We start from the raw sequence: 26,701 nt of genomic DNA, 5'->3' as shown, positions 1-26,701 counted from the left end.
GATGGCTGATATTATCATTAACAATGTAGGACCTAGGGTAACCTCACAATTCAGTGAACTTCGCATCGCACAACGAACGCCCATTGTTGAACTAACTTCTGTTTATGGTCTTTCGGATCTTCGAGATATTGTCACTGCTACAGGGAGTGGATTAGTAACAAATAATGGCACAGAGTACTTAGTTAGCACAACAACGGGAGCTGCAGATTCAGCTACATTAGACAGCGCACTTCGCGGAAGATACGAACCTGGGTATGCGGGTCAGGCCGGTATTGGCGTACGATTACCAATCAATCCAGTGGGATCACAGGTGGTTACTTGGGGATTGTTTGATGATGAAAATGGTGCATATTTTGGAGTTGACAGTTCGGGATTTTTTTGGCTGTACGCAGAGATGGTGTTGATACCATAATAACTCCTGTTCTTTTTAGTGAAGATTCATTGGATGGGTCTGGTCCAAGCAATATCACGCTTGATTTAGCAGAAGGGCATATTTTTCAAATTGTTTTTACTTGGTATGGATATGGGGTAATTGAATTTAGACTTGTTGAAGCCAATCCTGTTACAGGTGCGCAGGAAGTTTATCCGATACACAGATACTCACCATCAGGAGAAACGAGCTTTATTGATCCTAATTTGCCGTTAAGAGCAGAAGTAGATAACAATGGAACTGCAAATGCATTAACTCTTTTTGTTGCAGGGCGGCAATATGGCATTATCGGAAAATACAATCCTATATATCGCATTACTTCTGAAAGAAGGTCTGTGAATGCTGTGCCAGCTACTTTAGTTCCGGTTATTTCTTTTAGAAGAAAAACTGAATTTCCATCTGGGTCAGGGCGACCGAATTCTATAGACGTAAATTTAGATCAAATAAGTATTATTGCTTCAAACGATATTTCTTACCAAGTATTACTAGGCGGAACAGTTGATGGAACGTTTGTAAATTTTCCAACTGCAAATACAAATATACCTGACAATGAAACAGGTTTGTTAGTCAATAATACTTCAACAACGATTACGGGTGGGGAAACACTCTTTCAAGGAGTTAGTTCTGGGGGAGCAGGAGTCAGTCAAGTCACGCTCTCGCAAAGTTTGCTAGATTTTAACCTTCCTACAAATGAAATTGTAACCCTTGCTGTTTCGAACTTAGGATCAGCAGCAAACATTATAGCTGTATTTCGTGTTACAGAAAGCTGGTAAAAGAGAGTCAGGAGTTGAATGGAACGTGATCACGATAAGCCTATGTATGATTGTAAAAAATGAAGAATCTGTGTTAGGACGTTGTTTAGCATCGGTAAAAGGACTTGCAGATGAAATCATTATAGTGGATACAGGATCAACTGACAAAACCAAAGAAATAGCCCTGTCATTTCAAGCAAATATTTATGACTTTCAATGGAAGCAAAACTTTGCAGCTGCCCGAAACTATGCCTTTTCGAAGGCAACTAAGGACTTTATATTATGGCTTGATGCGGACGATGTTCTATTAAATAAAGAAAGGAAAAAGTTTCTTCAATTTAAAAAACAACTTTCTGCCTCTGTTGATTCTGTTACAATGCCCTACCATTTACAACTAGACAATTACGGAAACGTGCTGTCTAGTTTAAGAAGAAATCGTTTAGTGAACCGAAAACGAAATTTTCAGTGGTATGGGGCCGTTCATGAATACTTAGAGGTAGGAGGGAACATCGTTAATAGCGAAATAGCTGTAACACATCTTCCACTCACACGTGATGTGTCACGCAATCTCAATATATACGAAGATCGGCTGACTAAAGGTGAAGTGTTTCAACCAAGAGAACTTTATTATTTTGCCAACGAGTTAAAGGATCACCAACAATATGAAAGAGCGATTACGTATTACGAAACCTTTTTATCCACAAAAAAGGGATGGATAGAAGATAATATTGCAGCGTGTGGCAAACTTGCTGATTGTTATATCATCTTAGGAAATAAAGAAAAAAGTATACAATCTATATTAAAGACGTTTACTTATGCAAAACCTAGAGCTGAATATTGCTGCAAACTGGCAAACTACTATTTTGAAACAGCTGAATACGAAACAGCTGTTTATTGGTATGAAAAAGCTTTACAGTCTAAGGTTCCAAAGGATAATTTCGGAATTCAGAACTCACTCTATTCAACTTGGATTCCACATATTCAACTTTGTGTTTGTTATGACAAGTTAGGAGACTATCAAAAAGCATATTACCACAACGAAATTTCTGGTGCATATAGACCGAATGACCCGAAATACTTACACAACAAAAAGTATTTAGAAAATATGACACATACATTATCCAAAAGAGTACTAGTTGCAAGCCCAGTTCGCCAAACACCTGAAATACTAGATTGTTTTCTTCAATCTCTAAACCGGTTTAAACAAGAAGGACTTTTGCTTGATTTTTATTTAATCGATGACAATATACAGTTAGAGTCGACCAATCTTTTAAAAGAATTTAAAGCTTCCGGTTCTGTTAAGATTGAAACGATACAAAGAGAGAAGGATCATATCTATGTGAAAAACCACACAACACATTATTGGACAGATGAACTTGTATGGAAAGTGGCTGCTTTGAAAGATAGACTATTGCAACATGCAAAAGAACATCATTATGATTATCTTTTTTTGGTAGATTCCGATCTCATTCTGCACCCTGATACACTTATACATCTAATAAAACAAAAGAAAGATATTATCTCCGAGATTTTTTGGACGAGATGGCAGCCTGAAGCGATGGAACAGCCACAAGTATGGCTTTCAGATGAATATACACAATATAGAAAATGCACGGATGATACATTGAATGAAGAGCAAGTTTCTTTGCGTTATACACAATTTTTGAATCAGTTAAAAACACCAGGCGTGTATGAAGTGGGTGGCCTAGGTGCTTGCACCCTTCTATCACGGAAAGCTCTAGATGCGGGAGTTAATTTTAGTAAAATTAAAAATCTTACCTTTTGGGGAGAGGACCGACATTTTTGTGTGAGAGCAAGTGCACTTGGGCTTTCTCTTTGGGTGGATACCCATTTACCTGCTTACCATATCTACAGAAATTCAGACCTTCCACAAGCGCGTAGACTATTAAAAAATAGAAAACAGCGTATTACACTTTCTATGATCATTAAGAACGAAGCTGATCGCTTTTTAAGGAAAGCACTTATGCAACATAAAGATTATATTGATGCAGCTGTAATCATTGATGACGGAAGTGAAGATGGTTCAGTTGAGATTTGCCGAGAAATTCTAAATGAGATTCCCTTAACCATAATTACAAATATTCAATCCAAATTTGATAATGAGATAGACTTACGTAAACAGCAGTGGGAAGAAACCATTAAAACCAATCCAGACTGGATTCTAAATCTTGATGCTGACGAAATTTTTGAGGATGGATTTGGAGAGCAACTATTACAACTGGTAAATCAGCATGATATAGATCTTTACTCGTTCAGAATCTTTGATTTTTGGGACGACATACATTATCGGGAAGATCAGCACTGGTGTGCACACCTTATGTACAGACCTTTTTTATTACGTTATAAAAGGGACTTTTCTTATACATGGGCTGATAAAAAACAGCATTGCGGAAGATTCCCTTCAAATGTTTTTCAATTACCAAATGCTATATCCCCTTTACGTATTAAACATTATGGGTGGGCAAGGCCAGATTTAAGGAAAGAGAAATTTCATAGGTATCTTCATTTGGATCCAGAAGGGGAATTTGGAAATAAAGAACAATATAAGAGTATTTTAGACAAAGACCCTAGATTAGTAAGATGGATTGAATAAAGAAGATAACCTAAAGGGTTATCTTTTTTTTATAGAAAAAATTGGGATTCTAGTGTGAACCTTATTACAAAAAAACTTCACCCATCTCCTTCGTAATGGAATGGGTGAAGTTTTTTGATTCATTTATTGATATTGCTCTAAAACTGAGAAGAATTTTATCACAAATTCATAAAATACATGTTCAGCAGGGGCTAGTTCCCGGCTTCGCGGTGTAATGATTCCCACAGTACGCTTAACGTCTGGGATATCAATTGGAATCTTCACCGTAAAACGGGGTTTCGTTTCATAAAAGGAACTATCGGGTAAGAGTGTAACACCCATACCAGCTGTAACTAGTCCTTTTATCGCATCTAAATCTTCGCCTTCACAAGCGATCTTAGGAACGAAGCCTGATTCTTTACAAGCATTAACAACCACTTCACGTAATATATACCCATCTGGAAATAGAACAAATTCATCATTTCGAAGATCACTCAATAACAAACTTCTTTTTTCGGATAAGAGATGTTGGTCAGGCAATAAAGCCGATATTTTTTCCGTAAAAAGAATATTCCCTTCTAAATCAGGATCATTTGTTGGTACAGGTCCTAAGAATGCGAGATCAATATCTCCGCTTTTTACACTTTCCGTTAAGAATCGGTATGATCCTTGCCTTAAATGAAAGGCAATATTAGGATGTTCCCGTTTAAAAGCAGAAACAACAGTAGGCAGAAGATGACCCGCTAAACTTGTAGGAAATCCAATCTTAATCGTACCTCTTTCAGGATCCAGATATTCATCAATTTGCTTTTTTGCATGTTCTATCGCTTTCATTGCCGTCTTTGCATGTGTGAGAAATAAGCGTCCAACAGGCGACAGTTTGATGTTTCTGCCTTCTCGTTCAAATAATTCAACACCTAATTCTGATTCTAAGTTTGCGATCTGACGACTTACTGCTGATTGTGCTACATGCAGGGCTAGTGCTGCTTCAGAAACGTGTTCACGCTCAGCAACTTCAATAAAATACTGTAATTGTCTGATTTCCATTACATTGTCACAACCAATCATTCTCATTTCGAGATCGTTTTAATCTAAATTATATATTGTTTCGATTAATTATAAAACTTAAACTAAATGAAAGAAAGTTTCGAATATTCAAGTTGAAAATGTTAAGGGGAGTTAAAAATGACCTACAGTCAATTTCCAGCACCACAAGGGTTATATAGTCCGAAAAACGAACATGATGCTTGTGGAATTGGTCTATATGCTCATCTTAAAGGGCATGCTACCCATCAGATTGTAAAAAAAGGACTGCATATGCTATGCCAGCTTGATCACCGCGGGGGACAAGGAAGCGATCCTTTAACAGGTGATGGAGCAGGCTTAATGACTAAAATACCACATGAATTTTTTAAAAAGGTAACAAACTTTGTTTTGCCTGAAAAAGGACGTTACGGAGTTGGGATGATCTTTTTCCTAATGACAAAGATGCTCAAGAAAAACTAGAAAATCAGATTAATTTACTTATTGAACAAGAACAACAAACACTTCTAGGATGGAGAAGCGTTCCTGTAAACTCTAATTCTATTGAGAGAAAGCTCAAGAGACGTGCCCTGTTATAAAACAAGTCTTCATTGCTTGTAATGATTCTATCACTGACGAGCTTATGTTTGAACGGAAACTTTTTGTTATCCGCAAACAAGCTGAACACTGGGCTAGACAAAAAGGACTGCAAACTTATTTTGCAAGTTTGTCTTCACAAACGATCGTCTACAAGGGACTTTTAACGCCAGAACAAGTGGATACTTTTTATCCTGATCTGCAAGATGAGGATTTTTTATCCCCATTCGCTTTAGTGCATTCCCGTTTTAGCACAAATACATTTCCAACATGGGAACGCGCTCATCCTAATCGTTATATCATTCATAACGGTGAAATCAATACGTTACAAGGCAATCTAAATTGGATGAAAGCACGGGAAAAGCAGTTTGTATCTGAAGCGTTTGGAGAAGACATTCATAAGCTGCTACCGATTTTAGATGCTGATGGTAGTGACTCATCCATATTGGATCAAGCATTTGAATTTTTTGTACTTGCAGGGAGAAAACCTTCGCATACTGCAATGATGCTAATTCCTGAACCTTGGAGTGAGAACCCTCATTTGGAAGAAGAAAGAAGAGCATTTTATGAATATCATAGCTGCTTGATGGAGCCATGGGATGGTCCAACAGCGATTTCTTTTACAAACGGAAAACAAATTGGAGCTATTCTTGATCGAAATGGGCTACGACCTGCAAGATATTACGTTACTAAAGATGACTATATTATCTTTTCTTCAGAAGTTGGTGTTATTGAAGTTGAAGAAGAGAATGTACTGTATAAGGAGCGATTAAGCCCTGGCCGAATGCTTTTGATTGATTTAGAAGAAGGGCGAATTATCACTGACAATGAGATTAAAACAGAAATGGCAAGTGAACATCCTTATGATGTTTGGTTGACTAACGGACTTCATCATCTAAATGAAGAGGGCGAAGAACCTGCAGTTTCATTAGATCATGTAAGAAGCAAACAAAGGGCTTTTGGCTATACGTATGAAGATATTCATAAGTATTTGATTCCGGTTATAACAGAGGGTAAAGATCCAATCGGATCCATGGGTAACGACACGCCACTCGCTGTATTATCCGATAATCCTCAGTCATTATTTAACTATTTCAAGCAGTTATTTGCACAAGTGACGAATCCACCGATTGATGCGATACGAGAAAAGGTTGTTACTTCAACGATGACATTGCTCGGGGCTGAAGGAAATCTATTGCATCCAGGACCGCAAAACGCGAAGAGAATTCAGTTAAATTCACCGGTACTTACAACAAATGAATTTAACCAGATTAAGAATTTCACAATCTCTGACTTTAAAACGGCTATTTTGCAAACTCTTTTTCGGAAGATTTGGAAAATGGTTTGGAAGCTCTTTTTCAAAATGCTGAGAAGGTTATATCTGAGGGAGCAAGTCTATTAATCTTGTCTGATCGTGAAATGAGCGAAACCGAAACGCCTATCCCTGTTCTGCTTGCTGTAAGTTCTTTACACCATCATCTAGTGAAAAAAGGGCTTCGAACGAAAGTAAGCTTAATTGTTGAATCCGGGAAGTAAGGGAAGTCCATCATTTTGCAGCATTGATTGGATATGGTGCTGATGCTATCTATCCTTACTTAACTTACAAAACATTTGAAGAAGCGATTCAAGAAGAACATATTCATCTATCACTTACAAAAACGATCGCTAAATATAAAAAAGGAATTACAGATGGAATAGTAAAAGTGATGTCTAAGATGGGGATTTCAACTGTACAAAGTTATCGTGGTGCTCAGATTTTTGAAGCCGTAGGAATTGGTAAAGAAGTGATTGACCGTTACTTTCCTGCTACAGCTTCTCAGATCGATGGTATTACGTTAGCTGAGATTGAGAAAGAAGCAAAATTACGTCATCAGCAAGGATTTCAGGCTAGTATTGATGACACTCTAGATTCTGGAAGTGACTTTCAATGGAGAAAAACAGGAGAGCATCACGCCTTTAATCCAAAAACCATTCACACGTTACAATGGGCTTGCCGTAAAAATGATTATTCGTTATTTAAAACGTTTTCAAAACTGGCAGATGACGAGAGAACAACCTTCTTAAGAAACTTGTTCTCATTCAAACCAGAAACGAATTCAATTCCGCTAGAAGAAGTTGAATCGGTTGAAGAAATCGTTAAGCGTTTTAAAACAGGGGCCATGTCATTTGGTTCACTTAGTCAAGAGGCACATGAATCACTCGCTATCGCAATGAATCGTCTAGGTGGAAAAAGCAACAGTGGGGAAGGCGGAGAGGATCCAGCTCGATTCGTGCCAGACGAACTCGGCAACAACCGAAGAAGCAGTATCAAACAAGTAGCTTCAGGCAGATTCGGTGTAAAAAGTCACTATTTAGTAAACGCTGATGAACTGCAGATCAAGATGGCACAAGGAGCAAAACCTGGTGAAGGCGGGCAGCTTCCAGGAAACAAAGTATATCCTTGGGTAGCAGATGTTCGAGGGTCAACTCCTGGAGTAGGACTGATCTCACCTCCTCCTCATCATGATATTTATTCGATTGAAGATATGGCTCAATTGATTCATGATCTGAAAAACGCCAACAGAGATGCAAGAATTAGTGTGAAACTTGTTGCTAAATCAGGTGTTGGTACGATTGCGGCGGGTGTTGCTAAAGGGGCAGCAGATGTCATCGTAATCAGTGGATATGATGGAGGAACTGGGGCTTCTCCAAAAACGAGTATTAAGCATACAGGACTTCCATGGGAACTTGGGTTAGCTGAAACACATCAAACGCTAATGCTCAATGGACTTCGTGAACGTGTAACGCTCGAGACAGACGGAAAACTGATGACAGGTAAAGATGTTGTCCTTGCCGCTTTGTTAGGTGCTGAAGAATATGGATTTGCGACTGCTCCACTCGTCGTTTTAGGATGTGTGATGATGCGTGCATGTCATTTGGATACATGTCCTGTAGGTGTTGCCACACAGAATCCGGAACTTAGAAAAAATTCATGGGTGACCCAGATCATGTGGTAAATTACATGCGATTTGTAGCAGAAGAAATTCGTGAAATCATGGCAGAACTTGGCTTTAAAACGATGGAAGAAATGATAGGACGTACGGATGTACTAACGGTAGGAGAAAAGGCAAGAAGCCACTGGAAGGCAAAGCATCTTGATCTCTCAAGACTTCTTTATCAGCCTGAAGGCGTTCGTACCCGACAGACATCACAAAATCACAAGATTGAACAATCACTCGATATGAAGGAAATTCTGCCACAGCTTCGTCCTGCCTTAGAAGATCAGAAACCTGTTACACTAAATCTTCCAATTAAAAACACAAATCGTGTAACAGGTACGATCGCAGGAAGTGAAATTACTAAACGATTTGGGGAAGAAGGACTCCCAGAAGATACAGTAACTCTTACTTTTTCCGGATCAGCAGGTCAAAGTTTTGGCGCATTCATTCCTCGAGGCATGACGATGTACCTTAATGGAGACAGCAATGACTACTTCGGTAAAGGGTTATCTGGAGGTAAGATGATTGTTGCTCCCCCAAAAACATCTGAATACTTGGCAGATGACAATACAATCGTAGGTAACGTTGCATTTTATGGTGCAACAAGCGGTGAAGCATATATCAATGGCCTTGCAGGAGAAAGATTCGCCGTTCGAAACAGTGGAGCTAACATTGTTGTCGAAGGGATCGGTGACCATGGCTGCGAGTATATGACAGGCGGTGGAGTGGTTGTTTTAGGTAATGTAGGAAAGAACTTCGCTGCTGGTATGAGCGGTGGTATCGCATATATCTATACACATCAGCCTCTTCTGTTTAAACGATTATGCAACAAAGAAGGTATCGAATTTGAAAGGTTGATTGATTTGGAAGAAATAGAAGCTGTTAAACAACAAATCATCAATCACTATGCTTATACACAAAGTGAAAAAGCTGCTACAATTCTACAAAACTGGAAAACGGCTCAGTCACATTTCGTAAAGGTAATACCTAAAGACTACAAAGAAATGATTAAGAAAATTGACGAAGAGAAAAAAGCTGGGTTTACGGAACAAGAAGCCATCATGAACGCATTTGAAGCTGGATCAGCTCCTAAAAAAGCAGCTGGCAGACCCGGTCCTACAAAATTGATTTTGAAATGAGTTGAGATGAAAGGAGAGATTTAATATGGGTAAACCAACTGGATTTTTGGAATTCCTCGTGAAGAAACGATAGAGAGAAAACCTCTCCACCGTCTTAAAGATTGGAAAGAATACACAGAGAAACAACCGGAAGATATGTTAAAAAGACAAGGTGCAAGATGTATGGATTGCGGAACACCTTTTTGTCATATCGGACTTGAAATCAAAGGGGCAGCTGCAGGCTGCCCCATTAACAATCTGATTCCAGAGTGGAATGATCTTGTTTATCGCGGAAAATGGAAAGAAGCTCTCGATCGTCTAATGAAAACAAACAATTTCCCAGAATTCACAGGACGGGTTTGCCCAGCTCCTTGTGAAGGGTCATGTACGGTCGAACTCGCCGGACCAGCTGTAACGATAAAAAATATAGAGAAGGCAATTATTGATAAAGGCTTTGAAAATGGCTGGATTCAACCTAGAATTCCCGTGAAAAGAACAGGAAAGAAAGTAGCGATTGTTGGTTCAGGCCCAGCTGGACTTGCTGCTGCCGATCAATTAAACCAAGTAGGTCATTCTGTAACTGTTTACGAACGAGATGATAGAGCAGGCGGATTGCTCACTTATGGAATACCTAACATGAAGCTGGATAAAGACATTGTGGAAAGAAGAATCACATTATTAAGACAAGAAGGCATTGATTTCGTTTTAAATACTGAAGTGGGGAAAGATATAATGCCTGAAGAACTAAAGTCTCAATATGATTCTATTATCCTTTGTACAGGTGCACAGAAACAAAGAGATTTGAACCTTGAAGGAAGAGAGTCCAAAGGTGTTCATTTTGCGATGAACTATTTGACTCAGGCGACTAAAAGGCTGTTGAACATTGAAGTGAATGAGCCTTTAATTGACGCATCTGGGAAAGACGTTATTGTCATTGGCGGTGGTGATACAGGTGCCGACTGTGTAGCTACTGCTCTACGACAAAAGTGTAAAAGCGTTGTTCAATTCGGCAAACATCCGAAACTGCCTAATGCACGAAGCGATGCAAACATGTGGCCAGAGCAACCTAACATTTTTACCATGGACTATGCCTATGAAGAGGCTACTGCTCAATATGGGCATGATCCTAGAGAGTACTCTGTTCAAACAAAGAAAATCGTATCTGATACAGAAGGCAATTTAAAAGAACTTCATACCATTCAAATGAAGAGAACATCAGATGATGCTGGAAATATTGTATTTGAAGAAATTCCAGGATCAGAGAAAGTATGGCCTGCCGATCTTGTATTCATCGCGATTGGCTTTGAAGGAACCGAACAGCCTGTCCTAAAAGAATTTGGTGTAGAAACCAAAAATAATAAAGTAGATGCAAAACATGGAGACTACAAAACAAACGTAGATGGAGTATTTGCAGCAGGTGATTCTAGACGCGGTCAAAGTTTGATCGTTTGGGCGATTCAAGAAGGTCGTGATTGTGCACGTCAAGTGGATCAATCATTGATGGGAAGTACGGTTTTGCCTTAATGCTTTTTTCCATGCTACAATAAACTCCAAAAGCCAAAAGCTGTTTTTATATGATAAAATAAGGCTTGGCTATCAAAAAATAATTTATATATTTATAAGGAGTAGAAGCATGGAAAAAGTACTTATTTTTGGACACAAGAATCCAGATACGGACACGATTACTTCAGCGATAGTTTACGCTGATCTTAAGTCTAAATTAGGACAAAATGTAGAAGCAATCCGTTTAGGTGAAATTAACGGTGAAACAAAGTATGCATTAGATTACTTTAAAGCTGAGCTTCCGCGTTTAGTTGAACATGTTTCTGCTGAAACAAACTCGGTTATTTTAGTAGACCATAACGAACGTCAGCAAAGCGCAAATGACATTGACAAAGTTCGAGTACTTGAAGTCATTGACCATCACCGTATCGCAAACTTTGAAACAAGTGACCCATTATATTATCGTGCAGAGCCTGTTGGATGTACAGCAACGATCTTGAACAAGATGTACAAAGAAAAAGGCGTTGAAGTAGATAAGAACATTGCTGGTCTTATGCTTTCTGCGATTATTTCGGATTCTCTTTTATTCAAATCACCGACTTGTACAGAAGAGGATGTTGAAGCAGCACGTGAACTAGCTGAAATTGCAGATGTTGATGCTGAGACGTACGGATTAGAAATGCTAAAAGCAGGCGCAGATTTAAGTGATAAGTCTGTTGAAGAGCTTATCTCTTTAGATGCTAAAGAATTTAATATTGGGGCAAGCAAAGTTGAGGTTGCACAAGTAAATACAGTTGATGCTAGTGATGTCTTAAAACATCAAGATGAACTTGAAAGTGCGATTTCAAAAGTGATCAATGAAAAAGGTTTAGACCTGTTCATGTTCGTTGTAACAGATATTTTAACGAATGACTCAACAGCTTTAGCTCTAGGTAAAAGAGCACAATCTGTAGAAGATGCATACAACGTGAAGTTAGAAAACAATACAACCGTTCTTAAAGGCGTTGTTTCTCGTAAAAAGCAAATCGTACCGGTATTAACTGAGGCGATGAGCAAGTAATTGGTGGCTGTAAAGGGCAAAACCTATCATGGTTATGCCCTTTTTATTTTGATTTCTTGAATCCACATAGGTTCACCGCACACCCAGCGGAATGAGAGCATCATAGAGTGGAATTCAACCATAACCATGAGAGTCTAAAAATTTCCTCCCTAAGCAGACTTACTCAAAAACAGTTGACAATCAAAACTAGCCTGCTATTATTTAAAACATACTACCAACTAAATATTAAAAACCACTAGGGGTGCCTTTCATAAGGCTGAGATCGAAGTGCGACTTTGAGACTCTTAGAACCTGATCTGGATTATACCAGCGTAGGGAAGTGGTGTTGAGGAGTCCTATATTTATACATAGTGTTCAATTCTCCATATACAACCACTTTCTCGCTGAAAGTGGTTTTTTTGTTTGGTTCTTTTCTAAAGGCTTTTTTAAAGATTGTTGCTTTAGAGGCATTTTGTTTAATCCTCTTCTTTGCAAGTTGATTGGAGTGGAAGGGTGCGAGACTCCTGCGGGACGAGCGGTCAGGTGGAGACTCCTAATGGCGCAAAGCGGCAGGAGGCTCACCGGACGCCCCGCGGAAAGCGAAGCAACCTGGAGCGGAGATCAACCACTTACAAAAGCAACAAGGTTTGCGAAAACAGTCTTTTAAAATTAAAAAACAAGGAGAATTCACATGAAAAAATTCACCGAACTTTTACGACAAAAAGCCAACCCAATTTGGGAAGCAAATCTCCATCATCCTTTTGTAAAAGGTATTGCAGAAGGAGACCTCTCATTAGAATGCTTCAAATACTACGTAATGCAAGATTCCTATTATTTATCTCATTTTGCTAGAGTTCAAGCCATGGGAGCTGCAAGGGCTGAAGATCTATACACGACTTCAAGAATGGCTGCTCACGCACAAGGAACCAATGATGCAGAATTAGCTCTTCACGAAACATTCATGAAACAGCTACAGGTTACCGAAGAAGAATTAGCGAACTTTGAACCTGCTCCAACTGCGTACCATTATACGTCTCATCTTTACCGAGTAGCAGAGTCCGGTAGTTTAGGAGAAATTATTGCGGCTATTCTCCCATGCTATTGGATTTATCAAGAGATCGGGGAAACATTTAAGGAAGCCACACCAATTGAACCTATCTATCAAGAGTGGATTGCAGCTTATGGTGGTGAGTGGTTTTCACAACTTGTCCAAGAACAAATTAACCGGTTGGATGATTTAGCAGAAAAAGCAAGTGAACAGGAAAAGGATAAGATGACTCGCCATTTCTTAATCAGCTGTGAATACGAATATTTATTCTGGGAAATGGCTTATACGTTGGAAAAATGGCCAGTTGCATACGGCACAGCTGCAACAAAAGTTGGGAGGGAAACAAAAAATGTATAAAGGACTGAAGTTAACTGATATTCTAGTGACCATTGTTATATCCATTGGCTTTGGTATTATTTATAAGATTTGGGGACCTCTTTATTACGCGGTTAAGCCGCTCGGTCTTCATATTGATCAATTGATCTATGGAATGTGGTTTATGGCTGCAACCGTTGCCTTTTTAATCATTCGGAAACCAGGGGTTGCTCTTTTAGCAGAAATTGCCGCTTCCTCAGGAGAGTTTTTAATGGGGTCTGAATTTGGGCTAGAAGTTTTATTATATGGTGTTATTCAAGGACTATTTGCAGAATTAGTCCTTATGGCTTTTCGCTACAAGCAGTTTGATTTATTTGTTATTTCTCTCGCAGCCATAAGTGCTTGTGCAGGATCTTTCATTTTAGACTTTTACAAAGGATATGTTGGTGATCTATCGACATGGAATCTTACACTATTTATTGTATTCAGGCTCATAGGTTCAATCATCTTCACAGGAATGTTAGCTGTTTCAATTGCTAAAGCACTAGAAGCAACAGGAGTTACTAAACTGGTTCGTCCCTCATCAAAGGAAGATTATGAGGCACTGAATCGATAACTGAGGTGGTTTAAATGGATACCGCAACATCTGTTAAAAATTTAAGATTAAAGTTTCCAGGAGAAGATGACTTACTTTTTAAGAATATAAATTTATCTTTCCAAAAAGGAGAGAAAGTGCTTTTGCTCGGACCTTCTGGATGTGGAAAATCTACTCTCCTGCAAGTTCTTTCTGGACTTATTCCTCTTTCTGTAGAAGTTCCTATTAAAAGCGATGGTGTACAGAACCCTGACAGTTGGGGGTTTGTGTTTCAAGATCCAGATACACAGTTTTGTATGCCATTTGTTGATGAAGAAATCGCATTCGTATTGGAGAACTTACAGGTCCCAAGAGAAGAGATGATAAGCAGAATAGAGGAGTTATTGCATGCAGTAGGATTACATTTGAATGATATCCACACACCGATTCAGACTCTTTCAGGCGGAATGAAACAGCGCTTAGCAATCGCATCGGTATTAGCACTCGACCCCGAAGTTATATTCCTAGATGAACCTACTGCACTCATAGACGAAAGTGGTACTAAGCAGATTTGGGAAACGGTTAAAAAGATAGGGGAGAATAAAACGCTAATTATAGTTGAGCACAAAATTGAACGGATCATGGATTTTGTTGACCGCATTATCGTTTTTACTCCAGATGGAAGAATTCTTGCGGATGGAGATTCTTCTTATATTTTTTCTCATTACAAAGAGAAACTTAACCAGTATGGCATTTGGTATCCAGGTGCATGGAACGAATACAAAAAGAAAAGCTCTTTAACGAACCAATGTAAGCAACAAAACACATTGTATCTAATAAACTTTAAGGGTTTTCGTAACAAGGAATTAAAAATATCATTAAAAAATTCAACCATTCATTCTGGAGAATGGATAATGGTAGTAGGAGAGAACGGTGCAGGTAAAAGTACGCTATTATTATCACTGATGCAACTGATAAAAACAGCTGGCACCTATCAAATAAACGATTTTACCATAACGAAAATTAATGATTTGTACGGCTTGGCTTATCTCGTTTTTCAAAACCCGGAATATCAATTTTTAACAAATTCCGTATACGATGAAATTACATATGGTTTAGCTCAAGATCAAGAAATTAATGCTGAAGCAGAAGAGATACTAAATACATTTGGGCTAACAACTAAAGAGAAACATCACCCTTATCATCTTTCTGTTGGACAAAAAAGAAGGTTAAGTGTCGCTTCGGCATTCATACAACATCCAAAGGTATTATTGCTTGATGAACCAACATTTGGTCAAGATTCTATAAATACGTTTAGAATTCTAGAATGGTTAGAAAACGAAAGGCAAAAAGGAACCATTATCATTATGGTGACACATGATTCTCAAATTCTTCTGCATTTTGCAACAAGGGTATGGGAAGTGAAGAATGGAGAGGTAGTCACTGATCGCGAAGTAACCGACATGATGAGGTCTAAAGAGGAGCACTTGTATGAATACAGTCTTTAACGGCAAAGTGACTTGGCTGCATAAAATCAATCCTTCTCTAAAATTACTAACAATAATGTTTTTATTTGTTTTTGCCATCACTATACATCAACTAAATCTTATGATTGCATTTACAATCGTTATATCACTGTTGTTCTTTTTGGTACAGGTTATTCCTATAAGCATATTCTTCTACTATTGGTACCTTTTTTACTTATTTTTTTATCAACATCATCATCTATGATTCTATTTGGAAAAGGAGAAACCACGCTATTTAAATGGGCATATGTGCATATAACAGAGGAGAGTTTACTTCGGGGTATTCATTTAGGATTTAGAGCTTTGTCATTTGCCATGCTGAGTTTAACGTTTGTCTTAACAACACAGCCTGTTAAACTGTTTTATTCATTAATGCAGCAGCTTAAACTTTCACCAAAGTACGCATATAGCTTTATGGCGGCTGTTCGATTAATTCCGATCATGATAGAAGAATTTCAAACCATACGTAACGCCCAAAAAGTAAGAGGGGTTATATGGCATAAGAATCCGTTGAAAAGATTGCAGTATCTTGTAATCCCTTTGTTATCACAAAGTATTCGCCGAGCACATCGAATTGCCGTTGCTATGGAAGCAAAAAGGTTCGATTCAAATAAAAAGAGAACCTTCTTTTATGAAATAGGGTTCTCAAAGTTCGATTCGTTTTTTGTAGGTTATTTTCTAATCATGTTCGCCATTGCATTCGTTTTCTCCATGTACTTTCCACTATTTCCTGAAACAGATGTTAGATTTTAAGTAGACCTAGAGGCTGAATTTAACTTCAGCTTCTTTCTATATTAGCAAACTTTGTTGTTATTGTAAGTAGTTGATTTCGGTTTCAGGTGCTTCGCTTTCGCAGGGTGACCCGCACATACCTTGCTAGAAGCATCTCGGGTGGCATGCACCTTCCACTCCAATCGACTTTTCAGTGAAGAGAATGAACATAATTACATAAAAGCAACAATTTTTTAGAGCATAGTCTATTCTTTTAACAAAGTCATGTTATCCTTTTGCTTCATTACAACCGCATAACTGTCTTCTTTAATATCTTTATATATAGAATAAGGCACCATTAACTCTTTCCCGCCAGAAAATACAATCTTATAACTTGGCTGTGCAACAAGTGTAGTGCCTAGATCATTAATGAGCTCAATTCTCTTTTTTCAACCACGTGACCTCGATATTCGTTAACCTCAAATTCTTTTTGAATATACCCAGACCACGCGGAAAAAAGTAAAAATCCTGAAACAAAAGTGCAAAGTATTGAAACCACTCTCAGCATAAAATCACCTCTGTCTATTGTTAGTCAAAAGTCTAAAATTTATTGGAGAGGGAAGTTACATAAGAAGGGTTTACAGTGTAACTATCTAATATATTTCAAGACCAATGTTTTTCTTTAAGATCATGGATCAACCGATTATGCCAGCGAGTCAATAATAATAAGGCAATGATTGAGCCGATCAGTGTTAGTGACATATCCCATTGTGCATCCCACATGTCACCTTGTGCGCCAACAAAGTCTTTCGTTTCACGTTTAGCTATTATTCCTGCAAGCCATTCTATGATTTCATAAGAAGCAGAGACAGATAAGGTAATACAAAAGGCTAGAAACTGAACTCCTTTTCCAAATGTCAAAGGAGTTTTCATAATTAAAATTTCACGAAAAACAATAGCAACTAACCCTTTCATAAAATGACCAAACCGATCGTAATCATTTCTCTTCAGGTCATTTTGGTTTTGCAGCCAATCAAATAGGGGAACATCGTCATATGTATAATGCCCTCCAATAAAAGTAAGTATGGCCAATAATGCGATAATGCTATACGAGAGAGAAGTTAACCTTATTTTTTTATATAAAGAAATCAAAATTATCAATATAATTAACGATGGTCCTACTTCTAGAATCCAGATGGGATAATGGGACGGCTTAATAGAAGACCAGATAAAGAAGACCATAACAAGTATAAAAAGAAAAAGATGAAACCGATTTTTCTTCAAAAACAGCACCTCGCATTCTGTCTTTAGTATTGATGTTTAGTCATACACGTATTCTTTCATTTCATGAACCCATTAATAAGAAGGATGTGGATAAATCATGACAAAAAAATAGCTGTAGCAATTCTGCATGGTATAGGTGACCAAACAGAGGATTTTTCAGATTTATTTTCTGAAGTCTTAACAAAAAGATTTTCACAGAACATTAAGCCGTATTATCCAACACCTGAAAAAGAACTGATCATTCAGCCCATTTATTGGGGAAGTGTGTTCAATGAAAAAGAAAACGTATTGTGGCAAAGACTTAATAAAGAAACAGAATTAGACTTCAAGAAATTAAGACAATTTGTCATTCACTTTTTTGGTGACGCAATCGCTTATCAACCCACCGTCAATCACAACCCCAATTACATAAAAGTCCACGAGGTATATGCAAGAGGACTGAAAAATTTAAGTAAAAAAGCTGGTGAGGATGCTCCGTTGTTTGTTGTTGCGCATAGCTTAGGAACCGTTATTACAAGCAATTACTTTTATGATTTGCAATTTATCGCTGAACGAATTCATGAAGATGTAAAACAAAATATAAACGAAACACCACTTGAAAAAGGAGAAACGTTAACAGGGTTTTATTCATTAGGAAGTCCGCTTGCTTTATGGAGCCTCAGATATGCTGATTTTGACATTCCGATTCAAGTACCATCACCTAATTTAAAAGACTATTACCCTGCTCTTGATGGTAAGTGGGTTAACATGTATGACAAAGATGATGTATTTGGCTATCCGTTAAAATCGTTAAATGAATCATACCAAAGGGCAGTTGCAGAAGACATAGAAGTGAATAGCGGAGATTTTATCAGCAGCTTCACACCACTTTCCCATAAGCATTATTTCAAAACGAATGAAGTAATCAATGAGATAGGTGACGAAATTGCAGAAGCTTGGAAACAATTAAATTTGGCAACGAAAAGAAAATAACCATCACTCCCGTCCATGAATACATTAAAGAATCAAAATTTATGGACGGTTTTTCAAATGGATAATCAGCAAAAACAACAAGTTGGAGCAATCATACAAGCGATTGGAACCGTTATTTCAGCGATTGCAAATACTCCAATATCTTTTTTGAGTGATTCATCTCAAGAGAATCTGGATTTAGTCGGAAACGCACTGCAAGCCGTAGGGAGTGGTCTAGTTGCAGACGGACTGCAGCCATGTTCTTTAAGCAGAATCGGAAATGAAGTACAAGCAATCGGTAATACAACCGTTATTGCTGGGATGCTCTTACCATTAGAAGATAGATCCTCTCAAATACTGAATATTAAAGGTAACTTATTGCAAGCAGTTGGCGCTGGAATTGAACTTGGAGATGAATTGGATGAAGAACCATCATCGGGAGAAGCTTTATCTATTATTTCTAATCTGCTGCAAGCTGCAGGAAACTCACTGCAGGCGCTTGGGGGTAAATATGAACTGGATAACCCAAATGGCGATGATGCCTACAGTCAATCGTTAACAGCAACAGGAAGTTGGATTCAGGCAGTTGGCGCAGTGATCTCGGCATTACCGCAACAGTGAAAAGGAGTACTTACGATGGTAAATTATCATACATTCATAAAAGAATTTATAAAAAAACATAACTTAGAAGCATCACATATTGTTCTTTCAGAATCCTGTCATACCGTACAAGATGCCGCTAATGCGATAGGTGCTTACGGTCATGAATTTGTGAAGAATATTTGTATGATGGATGATGATGACCAATTGATCGTCGCCATCGTAAAAGGGGAAGATCGAGCAAGTACATCACGCGTTGCAAAAGCGCTGAACATAGAACGACCTCGACTAGCAACACCAGAGGAAATTCTATCTCTTACTGGATTTCCTCCTGGTGGAGTTCCGTCTTTTGGGTTTAAAGCAACGTTTTTAATTGATCCAAACGTAACAGAACTTAAACACATTTATACAGGTGGGGGATCACCTTATTCTTTAGTCAAAATTGATGTTAAAAGCATGATACAAGTTAACGGAGGACAAGTAGTTCGGATTAGAAAGTAAGTGGTGTTCTAGGATTAAATTATTTCTTGGCCCTAATCAGACATTTATAGGCCTTCAAAAAGAAATATGGTCCTACAAATATTTTTATAGTCCTTCAAAAAGATTTATAGTCCTTCAAAAGCATTTATAGGCTTTTCGACTTTATAAGCGGTTATCGCCTCTTCTTGTTTAGCGTTCCTTCTTACTTCACATGAAACCGCATCACCCATTTTAACAACGGTGGTACAGCGAAAAAGATAAATAATATCCTAAAGAGTTGATAACCTGTGATCATAGTAACATCTGCTTCTAATTCGTGTCCTATAATCCCCATTTGATCTGCTCCTCCAGGGGCGAGACTAAGGAAACTAGTTATGGGAGAAAAGTGATAGAAGTGAATAAGCAGAAAACTAAGACCGAGTGCAATACTCACTAACATCATTCCACTAATAAGGGCTACAGGAATCATCCTTGATTTCCTTTTTAACTTTTCAGGTTTTAACAACAATCCAATATAACCGCCTATCAAAAGTTGAGAAACATCAAGAATAGATCCTGGAAGTGAAGGACCTGTAAATCCGGAAACATTTAATATAGCGATTCCCAAGATCGGACCCAAAAGATAGGCAGTCGGTAATTTTATTTTCCTTCCAATAAAGGCCATTACGATGGAGAAAAGGGCAAAAATAAGGATTTGAGGAAAAAAGAACTTTGTGTACCATCCGTAATAACATCTGGTACATTTTGAATCCCTTCCTCCGAAAATAATGGGCTAAATATGAGGAATGGAACAGCAAAGATAATAACAATGAGACGTGTTACTTGAAAAAAGTTACTGTGATAATATCAATACCTTTTGTTTCTTCTGCAAACGTGATGATTTGTGATAAGCCACCCGGAATAGAGCTTGTTAGTGCAGTTGGGAAATTTATACTGGTTAATCGAGATATGATAAACGCCATACCAGCACAAATTATTAATAGAAGAATGGTCATAAACGCCATGGACGGAAGTTGTGAAATCATTAGATGTAAGGTTTGTTTTGTAAAGGTTAATCCTATCGAATAACCAACTATGATTAAACCTGTATTTCTTAAAATGATTGGCCAATACAGTTTTGTCCAAACTAATTGGTTTACTAGTAAAACAGCAGTCATAGAACCTAGCAGCCAAGGAATTGGCCAGTTCATTAAAGTGAAGATCAAACCGCCTATACATGCCGAAAACAGTGTGAGTACTAGTTGAAAAAGCTTTTTCTTTTCATAACTTTTACTTCTCATTTTAAAACCTTCTTTTTGTATTCATAATCGTTTAACTAGCTATCTTCTTTTTTTCCTCTATAGAAAACAATAACTTATTTATCCACTTTCTACATAATAAAAAAGACTTTTGGTAGATCGGACTTTGAATGAACGTGTAGATAAATGTGAAAATAAACACAGGACCACCAATACCTAAGCCAATTATAAGCACGAAGCATTCCATCATGATTCTAACTCTGCTAATAGATAGTCCCGTTTTTTCAGAAATCGAAAGCATAAATCCATCTCTTGGACCAGCTCCAATTCCAGCAGCGGAATACATTCCACCGCCAATCCCCATCAAAATAATGCCAATAAACAACAGTGAAATATCAAAAAATAAATTACTTGCAGGAGGAATTAACTGAAAAAATAAAAAAAGATCCACAAATACTCCGACCAAAACAGCATTTAAGAAAGTGCCAATGTTTATGTATTTCCTGTTAATTAAGAGTGTAGCGGATATCAATAGTAGACCCACAATAATATTCCACGTTCCAATCGTAAAACCGAACTTCTCAAACAATGAAATGTTAAGAACATCCCATGGACTAATCCCTAAATACTTCACCCCAATGGCCATCGCTATACCATAGCTAAAGATAATTAATCCTACAAAAAAGAAGAGTAACTTAAGTCCAATCCTCATTTACTTTGCCTCTTTTCCAGAATAAGTCTATGAATACATTAGACTATAAAGCAATCAGTAACAAAAATAAACTAAGATGAATCAACATTTTTTACTAACAAGAAGGAAATATTTATTTTTGTCGAATTAATAATGTCTAGAATAAATAGTAGGAGAGTTTGTATATGAAATCCTTTGTTGAAGCGAATGAGCAATATCTTGATCAATTAACAAAAATGGGTATGGATTTATGGCCAGAAAATATTTTTGATGAATTAAAGGAGGAGTTCACCAAACTTCTTTCCTCTAATAAAGATAAAGTGCTGTTATGTCTAATTGATGATGAACCCATTGCATTTATTCATGTTTCGATCAGAAGTGACTATGTCGAAGGATCCCGCTCAAGTCCTACAGGTTTTGTGGAAGGAATCTATGTAAAACCTGAAAATCGAAGGAAAGGGATTTCAAATAACCTAATTGCTGAAGGTGAGAGTTGGTTAAAATCAAAAGGATGCAAACAAATAGGTTCAGATATTGAGTTATCCAATGATACAAGTTATCACTTTCATACAAGCGTTGGCTTTAAAGAAGCAAATCGTTTGATCGCATTTATTAAAGATATAAATTAAAGAATATACAGAATTGCGGAAAGCATCAAAGGCACATCATAGTGTCTTTTTTTAATGGATAAATTTAGAGTATACAAAGTTTTTAATATGTGAAACCTGTTAATCGACTCTATTTAAATGATGGGGTGTTATGAGTGTTTCTTAAAAAAGTTAATCCTTTCGAACGCAAATGTTTATATTTTGCATTTTTCGTTATCCTTTTATATTTATCTCCCTTACTCATTCTAGGTGAAAATGCACACATTCGTGTTCATGATAATCTTGATTCCAACCTTGCCTGGTACAAGGTACTTAATGAGAGCGGTATGCTGTTTGGAAATGTAAATTCAACGATTCCTCAAATTATTAACGGTCTCCCAAGGAACGCATTAGGAACGGAATTTAGCGGTATTGTTTGGTTGCATGCCATTTTCCCCACTATGACCGCTTATATTATCAGCCAAGCGATCACTCGGTTTTTCGCATTTATCGGCATGTATTTACTATTAAAAAAACATTATTTACCTGAGCATAAGTACACCTTGATCACGATCGGTACAGCACTTACATTTGCACTTACTCCATTTTGGCCTTCTGGAATGCTAAGTACACTTGGTATGCCTTTAGCATTGTGGGCATTTCTAAATATTCGTAATGGAGAAAAAGCGTGGAGAAACTATTTAGTTCTTACACTGCTCCCGTTTTACTCAAGTTTTGTGCTCGGTTTTTTCTTCTTCTTATTTGCCTTAGGAATCTTTTGGTTTGTGGATGTTATTCGAGGAAAAGGATGGAATTGGCATTTTTTCTTATCCATAGTCTTAATGACTTCCGTTTTTCTCATGATAGAATATCGGCTTGTCTATTCGTTTATCTTTGATGATGAACCAAATACAAGAGATGAATATTTTCATGCACGGTTACCTTTTTGGTGGGTGACGAGACTCACGTTTAAAAACTTTGTGCTCGGACATACGCATGTAATGACTGTTCATGGCTTATTTATACTTCTCGCAACCATACTTGCGTTATTTTTAGTCTTGTTTAAGAGACTATGGAAACAAGAGAAAGTTTTTGTTTTTTTATTTGTGTTTAATTTCGCATTATCTGCCTGGTACGCCTTTTGGTTTTATAAAGGCTGGCTGCCTTTAACAGAACGTTTTCATTTTATGGACACGTTTAATTTTGCAAGGTTTCACTTTCTACGTCCACTCATTATATACATGGGATTTGCTCTCGGTATGAAGATTATTATGAATCATGGCAAGTCATTAAAAACCGCCATTCCTTACTTTATCATAGGGCAAATTATCATTCTTTGTTTGTTTAACGATGAAATCATCTATAGAAAAAAGCCGAGTGTTAAAGAATTTTATGCGGAAGACTTGTTTCAAGAGATTGATGAATACATTGCAAAACCAATGGCGAGTTACCGTGTTGCTAGTATAGGAATTCATCCTGCAATTGCACAGTATAACGGTTTTTATACCCTTGATACGTATAACAATTTCTACCCATTAACATACAAATACAGGTTTCGGGAAATAATGGAGAAAGAGCTCCAAAAAACAAAAGACTCCGTACGTATTTTGATGAGTGGGGAGGACGCTGCTACATTTTTACCGATCAGCTTGGGAAACATTATATGTTTAAAAAGAATTCGACCGAAAGACTGAACAATCTCCAGCTTAATATTGAGCCTTTTAAACAATTAGGCGGGGAATACATATTTTCAGCTCTCCCAATCGATCATGCGGCGGATTTAGGATTGCAGCTAGAAAAGGTGTTTGAATCAGATACAGCAGCGTGGAAAATTCATTTATACAAAGCGAAGTAAACAGCCAGGAGGTGTACATATGAAACAACCGGTTTTGACGATTGTTGTTCCTTGTTATAACGAGGAGGAGGTATTGCCTACAACAATTGATTGCTTGCATAAACTCTTGATGACAATGATAGCTGAGGAACAAATCTCAAGTGAAAGTAACTTGTTGTTTGTAGATGATGGCAGCAAGGACCTAACTTGGTCGATCATCCATAAAGGAAGTTTAAAAGAAAATCATATCAGAGGTTTAAAACTTTCTCGTAATGTTGGACATCAGAATGCTTTACTAGCTGGACTTTTTACTGCAAAAGAAACTTCTGATTGTGTTTTATCTATTGATGCTGATCTTCAAGATGATATTCATGTAATTCCGACTTTTGTTGATATGTTTAAAAAAGGGCATGACATTGTATATGGTGTGAGGAAAAAAGGGATTGTGATACTTATTTTAAGCGCAGCACCGCAGAGTTCTTTTATAAATTGATGAATAAAATGGGTGTTAACCTTGTTTATAATCATGCTGACTTCCGTTTAATGAGTAAACGAGCATTACAGGAACTAGAAAAATTCGAGGAAGTTAATATGTTTTTACGAGGAATTGTTCCTCTAATAGGATATAAATCAACATCTGTTTTTTATGATCGAAAAGAACGCCTAGCAGGTGAGACAAAATATCCGTTAAAAAAGATGCTATATTTTGCATTCGATGGAATTACTTCTTTTCTGTAACACCCATTAGGTTTGTTCTTATTACAGGTCTCGTTTCTTTCTTTGTAAGCTTACTATTCGGAGTGTATTTTTTCTCCTTAAAATGGATCGGAGACACCGAAACAGGATGGACTTCCCTCATTACATCCATATGGCTGATTGGGGGCTTCAACTCATAGGGATAGGACTTATCGGAGAATATATCGGAAAGATTTATAAAGAGTCAAAGCGTCGGCCAAAGTACATTGTCGAAATAGATTCAAAAACATATACACAGCCACTTCCATTAACAAATACACAGAGAGTGAAAGATGAATCTTATAATCTCAACCTTCGAAAACTTCCTGAAACCAACTAACTCCTTTATCCGCTTTTTATTAGTTGGAATCGTAAATACATGCATAGGGCTCTCTATCATTTTTCTCTTGATGAACGGAATTGGATTTAGCTATTGGATGTCTACATTTATTGGCAACACAAGTGGTGCTGTAATTAGTTATATATTAAACCGTAATTTCACATTTAAAAGTAACATTTCATTGAGCGCGAGTGGCATACGCTTTGTAGTGGTTATTTTAATTTCTTATTTTGGCGCTTATGGTATGAGCGATCTACTATGGAGCGGAATACTGAATGAGACAAGCCTCATACTCGTTACGAATAAGGAAGTATCCGTGTTGTTCGGTGCTTGTCTTTATACCTTAATGAACTATTTCGGACAAAAATACTTAGTATTTATAAAAACGAGGTGACCATATCGTGAAACGTAAATTTCTCCTGATTCTAAGTGCTGCGTATGTCATATTTATGGCTTACCTTTGTTTTTATTATTTTACAAAAGGTGAAACACATAGTTATCAAGTGGCTTTTGGAGCTATATTTTGCGGACTTATTCCGTTATGCTTAATCCTTTTTACGAAAATCAAGTTCAATATGCCGATCATGATATCCTATTTTGCCTTTTTATTTGCTTCACAATATTTAGGGTCCATTTTAGGCTTTTACCATTTAGGCTGGTGGGATACCTTCTTACACCTATTAAGTGGCGCATTATTGGCATTTGTGGCCATTGCTCTTTATGAACGAATGACACATCAGCATACTAGGAATGATATTTCTTATTGGCTCGTATTCTTATTCGTACTTGCCTTTTCCGTTTTTGGCGGAGTTATATGGGAGATATATGAATTCAGCATGGATCAATTTTTTAATATGACCTTACAAGGCGGAGGAAACTTTGATACGATGGTGGATTTACTTGCCGATACAGCAGGAGCAATCATTATAGCAGCTATAGCGGCAGTAAAAACGAAAAAACGTTTTAATAAGAGTTAACACTAAAAAATAATGTAAACCACATGCAAAAATTTGCATGTGGTTTTTTTCGTTTATTACTTTCAACACTTGGTAACCATTCTTTACAAACAAACAATGCTCCTCTTACTATATCTTAATAACTTTTTAGTACAGTGAAGAAATCACATATTTAAGGAGGCATAAATGAAAAACGTAATATTTTCATCACAGAATAAGTTAATTAAGAGAACTTCTCATATCACATTAACCGCATTAATGGTGCTCTCTATACCAACTTTTACAGATGGTCATATATCAAAAATAAATACTGTTGAAGCAGAGACAAAATCACCATTTAAAGACATTACAAATAAAGAAACTCGACAAATACAAGAAGGTGCAACCTATTCTCGAATTGTATATGGAAAAGCAAATGAGAACGATGCCTACATGGTAAACGTCGATTTTCTAGATGAAAAAGATGATGCCATTGAGCTTAAAGAAAAGCTTACGTCTGATGGTTACACTTCATTTATTAAAACCATCAACGAAAGAGCACAAGATGACCCAGAACAGAAACCACTCGGTTATGTAGTAAGAATCGGTTCCTATCAAGAAGAGCAGCAAGCTAAAGCTATTCAAGAAGAACTCGTATCAAAGGGTTACAAAGATTCAAAGGTTATTTTTACTGCGGAAGATGGAGAACCGACTGCCGGGCCGTGGGCTGTAAATGTTATTGAGATTGATCCGAAAACCTTTAAAGGAAGTGTATCGCCAGGAATAGCTACTGAACAAATTCCTGAAAAGAAACACTGA

General features: G+C 37.3%; 19 protein-coding genes, 5 pseudogenes and 1 riboswitch. Of the genes and pseudogenes, 19 read left to right on the top strand and 5 right to left on the bottom strand.

Going from position 1 to position 26,701, the window contains the following annotated elements; all coding sequences use genetic code 11:
• The first annotated feature begins 1 nt into the window (after position 1).
• Genes ACEWFH_RS11700 through ACEWFH_RS11690 form a run of 3 tightly spaced genes read left to right on the top strand, consistent with a single transcriptional unit; the run spans position 2 to position 3,796 of the window.
• Positions 2 to 412 carry a hypothetical protein gene (locus ACEWFH_RS11700; RefSeq protein ID WP_473724202.1) on the top strand — a complete coding sequence of 137 codons (411 nt, stop codon included), beginning with the start codon at positions 2 to 4 and terminating at the stop codon, positions 410 to 412.
• A complete protein-coding gene (locus ACEWFH_RS11695; RefSeq protein WP_473724201.1) occupies positions 379 to 1,203 on the top strand; it encodes a hypothetical protein in 825 nt (274 codons plus the stop codon). The genes ACEWFH_RS11700 and ACEWFH_RS11695 overlap by 34 nt, the downstream gene beginning before the upstream one ends.
• A 25-nt stretch (positions 1,204 to 1,228) precedes the next feature.
• Entirely contained in the window at positions 1,229 to 3,796 is a 2,568-nt protein-coding gene (locus ACEWFH_RS11690; protein ID WP_473724200.1) for a glycosyltransferase, read from the top strand.
• Between the two features lie 123 nt (positions 3,797 to 3,919).
• On the opposite strand, the gene ACEWFH_RS11685 is transcribed toward ACEWFH_RS11690, so the two are convergent.
• Positions 3,920 to 4,822 carry a LysR family transcriptional regulator gene (locus ACEWFH_RS11685; RefSeq protein WP_473724199.1) on the bottom strand — a complete coding sequence of 301 codons (903 nt, stop codon included), beginning with the start codon at positions 4,820 to 4,822 and terminating at the stop codon, positions 3,920 to 3,922.
• 138 nt (positions 4,823 to 4,960) lie between these two features.
• Here ACEWFH_RS11685 and gltB point away from each other — a divergent pair.
• The 7 genes and pseudogenes from gltB (at position 4,961) to ACEWFH_RS11650 (ending at position 16,249) form a co-directional block, all read left to right on the top strand.
• A pseudogene (gene gltB, locus ACEWFH_RS11680) lies at positions 4,961 to 9,512 on the top strand (glutamate synthase large subunit).
• A 25-nt stretch (positions 9,513 to 9,537) separates the two neighbouring features.
• Positions 9,538 to 11,015 (top strand): annotated as a pseudogene (locus ACEWFH_RS11675) (glutamate synthase subunit beta).
• Between the two features lie 109 nt (positions 11,016 to 11,124).
• Positions 11,125 to 12,054: a manganese-dependent inorganic pyrophosphatase gene (locus tag ACEWFH_RS11670; protein ID WP_473724198.1), complete on the top strand. Its 930-nt coding sequence runs from the start codon at positions 11,125 to 11,127 to the stop codon at positions 12,052 to 12,054.
• 227 nt (positions 12,055 to 12,281) lie between these two features.
• Positions 12,282 to 12,389, top strand: a riboswitch (TPP riboswitch).
• A 335-nt stretch (positions 12,390 to 12,724) separates the two neighbouring features.
• A complete protein-coding gene (tenA, locus tag ACEWFH_RS11665; protein WP_473724197.1) occupies positions 12,725 to 13,438 on the top strand; it encodes a thiaminase II in 714 nt (237 codons plus the stop codon).
• Positions 13,431 to 14,012 (top strand): ECF transporter S component, encoded by a 582-nt coding sequence (locus ACEWFH_RS11660; RefSeq protein WP_473724196.1) that lies wholly within the window; start codon positions 13,431 to 13,433, stop codon positions 14,010 to 14,012. Before tenA ends, ACEWFH_RS11660 begins: the two co-directional genes overlap by 8 nt.
• 14 nt (positions 14,013 to 14,026) lie before the next feature.
• Complete coding sequence (locus ACEWFH_RS11655) at positions 14,027 to 15,478, top strand: ABC transporter ATP-binding protein (protein ID WP_473724195.1); 1,452 nt, start codon at positions 14,027 to 14,029, stop codon at positions 15,476 to 15,478.
• Positions 15,462 to 16,249: pseudogene (locus ACEWFH_RS11650) on the top strand (energy-coupling factor transporter transmembrane component T family protein). Before ACEWFH_RS11655 ends, ACEWFH_RS11650 begins: the two are co-directional and overlap by 17 nt.
• Before the next feature lie 621 nt (positions 16,250 to 16,870).
• Here ACEWFH_RS11650 and ACEWFH_RS11645 read toward each other — a convergent pair.
• Complete coding sequence (locus tag ACEWFH_RS11645; protein ID WP_473724194.1) at positions 16,871 to 17,500, bottom strand: DUF2238 domain-containing protein; 630 nt, start codon at positions 17,498 to 17,500, stop codon at positions 16,871 to 16,873.
• Between the two features lie 75 nt (positions 17,501 to 17,575).
• Between ACEWFH_RS11645 and ACEWFH_RS11640 the strand changes: the two genes are divergently transcribed.
• From ACEWFH_RS11640 to ACEWFH_RS11630, 3 genes are read left to right on the top strand one after another with little or no spacing between them, the layout of a single operon-like run.
• A complete protein-coding gene (locus ACEWFH_RS11640) occupies positions 17,576 to 18,463 on the top strand; it encodes a chemotaxis protein (protein WP_473724193.1) in 888 nt (295 codons plus the stop codon).
• Between the two features lie 57 nt (positions 18,464 to 18,520).
• Positions 18,521 to 19,063: a DUF6944 family repetitive protein gene (locus tag ACEWFH_RS11635; RefSeq protein ID WP_473724192.1), complete on the top strand. Its 543-nt coding sequence runs from the start codon at positions 18,521 to 18,523 to the stop codon at positions 19,061 to 19,063.
• A gap of 15 nt (positions 19,064 to 19,078) precedes the next feature.
• Entirely contained in the window at positions 19,079 to 19,543 is a 465-nt protein-coding gene (locus tag ACEWFH_RS11630) for an aminoacyl-tRNA deacylase (RefSeq protein WP_473724191.1), read from the top strand.
• 181 nt (positions 19,544 to 19,724) lie between these two features.
• Here ACEWFH_RS11630 and ACEWFH_RS11625 read toward each other — a convergent pair whose 3' ends face one another.
• The 3 genes from ACEWFH_RS11625 to ACEWFH_RS11615 form a co-directional block, all read right to left on the bottom strand.
• Positions 19,725 to 20,186 (bottom strand): AbrB family transcriptional regulator, encoded by a 462-nt coding sequence (locus ACEWFH_RS11625; RefSeq protein WP_473724190.1) that lies wholly within the window; start codon positions 20,184 to 20,186, stop codon positions 19,725 to 19,727.
• A 154-nt stretch (positions 20,187 to 20,340) separates the two neighbouring features.
• On the bottom strand, positions 20,341 to 20,802 hold the full coding sequence (locus tag ACEWFH_RS11620; protein ID WP_473724189.1) for an AbrB family transcriptional regulator: 462 nt from the start codon (positions 20,800 to 20,802) through the stop codon (positions 20,341 to 20,343).
• 31 nt (positions 20,803 to 20,833) lie between these two features.
• Positions 20,834 to 21,472: a YczE/YyaS/YitT family protein gene (locus tag ACEWFH_RS11615; RefSeq protein ID WP_473724188.1), complete on the bottom strand. Its 639-nt coding sequence runs from the start codon at positions 21,470 to 21,472 to the stop codon at positions 20,834 to 20,836.
• A 164-nt stretch (positions 21,473 to 21,636) separates the two neighbouring features.
• On the opposite strand from ACEWFH_RS11615, the gene aac(6') reads away from it, so the two are divergent.
• The 6 genes and pseudogenes from aac(6') to ACEWFH_RS11585 all read left to right on the top strand — a co-directional run bounded on the left by aac(6') (position 21,637) and on the right by ACEWFH_RS11585 (position 26,701).
• Positions 21,637 to 22,080: an aminoglycoside 6'-N-acetyltransferase gene (gene aac(6') / locus ACEWFH_RS11610; RefSeq protein WP_473724187.1), complete on the top strand. Its 444-nt coding sequence runs from the start codon at positions 21,637 to 21,639 to the stop codon at positions 22,078 to 22,080.
• Positions 22,081 to 22,214: 134 nt separating this feature from the next.
• A pseudogene (locus ACEWFH_RS11605) lies at positions 22,215 to 23,893 on the top strand (DUF6044 family protein).
• Between the two features lie 19 nt (positions 23,894 to 23,912).
• Positions 23,913 to 24,947, top strand: a pseudogene (locus ACEWFH_RS11600) (glycosyltransferase family 2 protein).
• A complete protein-coding gene (locus ACEWFH_RS11595; protein ID WP_473724186.1) occupies positions 24,901 to 25,341 on the top strand; it encodes a GtrA family protein in 441 nt (146 codons plus the stop codon). The pseudogene ACEWFH_RS11600 and the gene ACEWFH_RS11595 overlap by 47 nt, the downstream one beginning before the upstream one ends.
• A 7-nt stretch (positions 25,342 to 25,348) precedes the next feature.
• Positions 25,349 to 25,924: a DUF2238 domain-containing protein gene (locus tag ACEWFH_RS11590; RefSeq protein WP_473724185.1), complete on the top strand. Its 576-nt coding sequence runs from the start codon at positions 25,349 to 25,351 to the stop codon at positions 25,922 to 25,924.
• A 165-nt stretch (positions 25,925 to 26,089) separates the two neighbouring features.
• On the top strand, positions 26,090 to 26,701 hold the full coding sequence (locus tag ACEWFH_RS11585; RefSeq protein ID WP_473724184.1) for an SPOR domain-containing protein: 612 nt from the start codon (positions 26,090 to 26,092) through the stop codon (positions 26,699 to 26,701).

Source organism: Fictibacillus sp. EA-CB0309 (genome assembly GCF_055814265.1).
This window is presented reverse-complemented; position numbering and strand designations above follow the sequence as displayed.

Excerpts from the sequence above, each read along its gene's own strand:
- ACEWFH_RS11630 (WP_473724191.1), top strand. The coding sequence starts at position 19,079 with ATGGTAAATTATCATACATTCATAAAAGAATTTATAAAAAAACATAAC.
- ACEWFH_RS11625 (WP_473724190.1), bottom strand. The coding sequence starts at position 20,186 with ATGGCCTTTATTGGAAGGAAAATAAAATTACCGACTGCCTATCTTTTG.
- ACEWFH_RS11615 (WP_473724188.1), bottom strand. The coding sequence starts at position 21,472 with ATGAGGATTGGACTTAAGTTACTCTTCTTTTTTGTAGGATTAATTATC.
- ACEWFH_RS11635 (WP_473724192.1), top strand. The coding sequence starts at position 18,521 with ATGGATAATCAGCAAAAACAACAAGTTGGAGCAATCATACAAGCGATT.
- ACEWFH_RS11640 (WP_473724193.1), top strand. The coding sequence starts at position 17,576 with ATGTGGATAAATCATGACAAAAAAATAGCTGTAGCAATTCTGCATGGT.
- ACEWFH_RS11670 (WP_473724198.1), top strand. The coding sequence starts at position 11,125 with ATGGAAAAAGTACTTATTTTTGGACACAAGAATCCAGATACGGACACG.
- ACEWFH_RS11585 (WP_473724184.1), top strand. The coding sequence starts at position 26,090 with ATGAAAAACGTAATATTTTCATCACAGAATAAGTTAATTAAGAGAACT.
- ACEWFH_RS11620 (WP_473724189.1), bottom strand. The coding sequence starts at position 20,802 with ATGAGAAGTAAAAGTTATGAAAAGAAAAAGCTTTTTCAACTAGTACTC.
- ACEWFH_RS11685 (WP_473724199.1), bottom strand. The coding sequence starts at position 4,822 with ATGGAAATCAGACAATTACAGTATTTTATTGAAGTTGCTGAGCGTGAA.
- ACEWFH_RS11655 (WP_473724195.1), top strand. The coding sequence starts at position 14,027 with ATGGATACCGCAACATCTGTTAAAAATTTAAGATTAAAGTTTCCAGGA.
- ACEWFH_RS11700 (WP_473724202.1), top strand. The coding sequence starts at position 2 with ATGGCTGATATTATCATTAACAATGTAGGACCTAGGGTAACCTCACAA.
- tenA (WP_473724197.1), top strand. The coding sequence starts at position 12,725 with ATGAAAAAATTCACCGAACTTTTACGACAAAAAGCCAACCCAATTTGG.
- ACEWFH_RS11660 (WP_473724196.1), top strand. The coding sequence starts at position 13,431 with ATGTATAAAGGACTGAAGTTAACTGATATTCTAGTGACCATTGTTATA.
- ACEWFH_RS11595 (WP_473724186.1), top strand. The coding sequence starts at position 24,901 with ATGAATCTTATAATCTCAACCTTCGAAAACTTCCTGAAACCAACTAAC.